The sequence below is a fragment of the Nocardiopsis chromatogenes YIM 90109 genome, assembly GCF_000341185.1.
In the GTDB taxonomy this organism is placed as follows: domain Bacteria; phylum Actinomycetota; class Actinomycetes; order Streptosporangiales; family Streptosporangiaceae; genus Nocardiopsis_A; species Nocardiopsis_A chromatogenes.
Map to the genome: position 1 here is coordinate 1 of NZ_ANBH01000167.1, position 3426 is coordinate 3426.

At 76.2% G+C, this 3426-nt stretch carries 3 protein-coding genes; all 3 read left to right on the top strand.

Annotation, left to right across the window (positions count from 1 at the left end; translation table 11 throughout):
• The first annotated feature begins 311 nt into the window (after positions 1-311).
• Entirely contained in the window at positions 312-1571 is a 1260-nt protein-coding gene (locus D476_RS0117625) for a DUF6745 domain-containing protein (RefSeq protein ID WP_017625256.1), read from the top strand.
• Positions 1572-1663: 92 nt separating this feature from the next.
• Positions 1664-2161, top strand: coding sequence for a hypothetical protein (locus D476_RS0117630; protein ID WP_026123605.1), 498 nt, complete (start codon positions 1664-1666; stop codon positions 2159-2161).
• A gap of 283 nt (positions 2162-2444) precedes the next feature.
• The coding region (locus D476_RS33665; RefSeq protein WP_152529376.1) for an nSTAND1 domain-containing NTPase at positions 2445-3426 on the top strand (982 nt) is incomplete at its 3' end.

Consider the following 3426-nt stretch of genomic DNA (forward strand, 5'->3'; position numbering starts at 1 on the left):
GGCATAGTTGCACTCACCAGTTGACACCACCGCCCTCTCAAGCCCGGAATCCCCGAGATCATCGCTGGTAGGGCCGCCTTCCCCGAGATCAACAACAAGGGGGGCGGTACTGTGTCCGTATCCGTGCCGCCGCTCTCGCTCGCTGTTCGGCGCGGGACGACGAGGGTGTCGGGCGGATTTCTCTGCCGCCATCGACCTGGACGGACGGCCTCCGGCCCCCTCGCCGGGCCGGTTTCAGGGTTGCGCGTCCGCTGCGGCCTCTGCCACCATCCGCCCATGACCGACATGAAAGGCGGCCCTGCCGCTCTCCGGTGACCGGGCGTCGTGGGGCTGAGGGCCCCGACCCCGAGTCCCTGTCCCTTCTCCGGCGTGCCGTCGCGATCCGTGACGAGTGGCTGGCGCACGGCCTGTCCACCGAACCGGCCGACCGCCCCGCCGCCGAAGCCGCGATCTCCGCGCTGTACCGGCTCATCGACCGTCCCCCGCCGCGGTTCGTCTGGGTCGACTCGCCCGGGTCGGCCCTGTACCCCGGATCGCCGCTGCACCGCGCGGAATCCGAGCTCGCGCCCCTTCGTGCGTTCTCCCGAGGTACCGACCTTCCGGTCCACGCCCGGCTGGCCGACCTGTGCACCCGCGTGCGCACCCTGATGGACCGCGTCGTCCGAAGACGGCTGCGGACCCCGCTGCGAGCACCGTGGCCGTCCGCCACCCTGCCGACCACCCCACCGGAGCGCGCCCTGCGCGACGGCGTCTGGATCAGGGCGATCATCGACGTAACCGTGCGCCACTCCCTGGCGGTCTCGCTGCGCGACGCGGTACAGGCACCGCTGGTCACCGAGTTCGCGGCGGGGGCGCCCCGCCCGCTGGCCACCGCTTGGCACGGCCAGCACGACGCCTACTGGGTCGGCCACTACGACGCCTGGCACAGGCTCGGCCTGGCCTGCTTCCCCGCCCCGGCGCGGGAGGCCCTGGACCTGTGGTCCGCCACGGCCCGCTCCTGCGGCTGGTGGTGGCCGGGCGAGGACGTGTGCGTGGTGGCCGAGCGCACGGCCGCGCTCCACAGCGAACCGGCGCCCGACGCCGCCCACGGCGAGGTGCGGCTCCACCACGACGGCGGGCCCGCCGTGCTCTACCGCGACGGCTGGGGCACCCACGTCCTGAACGGGACCCGCGTCCCGGCATGGGTGCTCGGCGCCCCCACCCCGGAGCGGATCTCGGCCGAGGCCAACGTGGAGGTGCGGCGCGCCGCCATCGAGCGCATCGGCTGGGACGCCTACATCGACGCCGCCGGGCTGGCCCTGGTCGCGGCCGCGCCCGACCCCGGCAACCCGGGCTCCGAGCTGCGCCTGTACGACATGCCGGAGTCCCCGGTGGTCGTCCCCGGTGCGCGGACGAGGCCGGGACCGCCCGGCCGGGTGCTGGTCGCGGTCAACGGCTCGCGGGAGCGCGACGGCACGCGGCGCCGCTACGGGCTGTCCGTTCCCGGCTCCCTCGACGACCCGGTCGACGCCGCCGGATGGACCTACGGCCTGTCCGGCGCGCTGTACTCCACGCTGGCGCGCCGCACCTGACGCCCGGCCCCGGGCGGCCGCCTCGCGCCCCCCGGCCCCGCCGCCCCGTTCATCGACCGCGTTCCCCGAACACACAGGTGATCACCGTGAACATGCGCATCTCCGACGCCGCCCCGACCCTCGCCGACCTCACCGCCCGCACCGGCCTCGACGTCCTGGACCACCTGGAGCGCGGGGCCGAGGTCCCGGTCATCGACGGCCTCCAGGCCCAAGGCGACCTCCTCCTCGTCCCGCTGCACCTCGTCGCCGACGCCGTGACCCTGGTCCAGGGATCCGGCCCCCGGTGGACACCGGTCCCGGCCGAGGGCCTCGAACTCCTGCGCAGCGCCGCCGGAGGCAACCCGCACACCCTGGTCGCCGACCCCGGCACCTGCCGCTGGACCTCCGACGTCCACGACCGCTTCGGCCTGGCGCTCGGCGTCCTGGCCACCACGGCCCCCGCCTACCTGCTCCACCCCGAGCACGGCGGCAGCGGCCTGGCGCCCGGCACCTACGCGGTCCGCCGCCAGCGTGAGGCGGCCCTGCGGCAGGCCTGGCGGGACGACCGGGCCCGGTGGTCGCCCGGCGGGTCCCGCCTGGTGGCCGACTGACCCGGAGCCGCCCCGGCCCTGTCCGCGTCCGGCCACGATCGGTCCGGCCACGATCGAGCGCCCGCCCCCGGAGGACGGACCGGGGGCGGGCGCTCTCCACCGGCGGGCCCCGGGGCCCGGTCCGAGACCATGCGGATGGCCGTGTCCGGAAGCGGAAAGAGGGCAGCCCGGGCCGTAACCGCGCGCTTATAGTCGACTGCGCACCATCGGAGTGACAAGGGCGGTGCCCTCGCGCCGATCGCCGTTGCGCGCGCCGGGGCCGCCCACGACCGAGGAGGTCGAGGTGCCCGCTGCCCCCGTCGAGGCGGCACTGGTCGGGATCCGCTTCGCACAGGCCCCGGGATCGTCCGCCGGTACGGGCATCCTGGTCTCCGAGTCCACGGTGCTCACCTGCGCGCACGTCGTGTCGCGCGCGCTGGGCCGCCCCGAGGTGTTCACCCCCGGGCCCGACGACCGGCTGTCGCTCTCCTTCCCCCTGACCGGGGAACCGGACGCCGCAGTCGGCGCCGGCATCGTCCACCTGGAGCCGCGCAACACCGGCGACCCCGGCGACGTGGCCGTGCTCCGGCTGCTGTCGCCGCCACCGCCCGGGGCGCGCCCCGCCCCGCTCGTCGCGGCGGACGCCCTCTCCCACACCGACGTGCTCGTCGGCGGCCTTCCGTTGGACCGGGGGCTCGTCGCCTGGGCCCGCTGCCTCGTCGTGGGCCGGGCCGCCCCCGGCCTGCTCCAGGTCGAGGACCAGCGCACCCTGGGCATGCGCGTCCAGCAGGGGTTCAGCGGCGGCCCGCTCTGGTCCCCGGTGCACCAGGGCGTGGTCGGGATGGTGGCCATGGTCGACCCCAGCCCCGAACAGCGCACCAGCTTCGCCATCAGCGGCCGCGCGCTCTCCCGCGCCGCCGGAGGGCCGACGGGGGCCGGGGCCGTGCCGCCCGCGCCCTACCGGGGGCTGCACCCCTTCGAGGAGGGCGACCGCGACCTGTTCTTCGGACGCGAGGAGCTGGCCCGCACCGTCGCGGCCGACCTGGTCCGGCGCGGCCGCAACGTCCTGCTGACCGGGCCGTCGGGCGCGGGGAAGTCGTCGCTGCTGCTGGCGGGGGTGCTGCCGGAGATGGGGGAGGAGGACCGGGAGCGGTGCCTGGTGGTCCGCCCCGACGACCTCGCCCGCCGGGAGGGGGAACTGGAGGAGGCCGCCGCCGGAGAGGGGCCCTTCCGGTTCATCCTCGTGGACCAGGTGGAGGAGGCGGTGGAGGCGGGGGGGCCCGCCG

Bases quoted from the DNA above. Each gene is read 5' to 3' on its own strand.
- D476_RS0117630 (WP_026123605.1), top strand. From the start codon at position 1,664: ATGCGCATCTCCGACGCCGCCCCGACCCTCGCCGACCTCACCGCCCGC.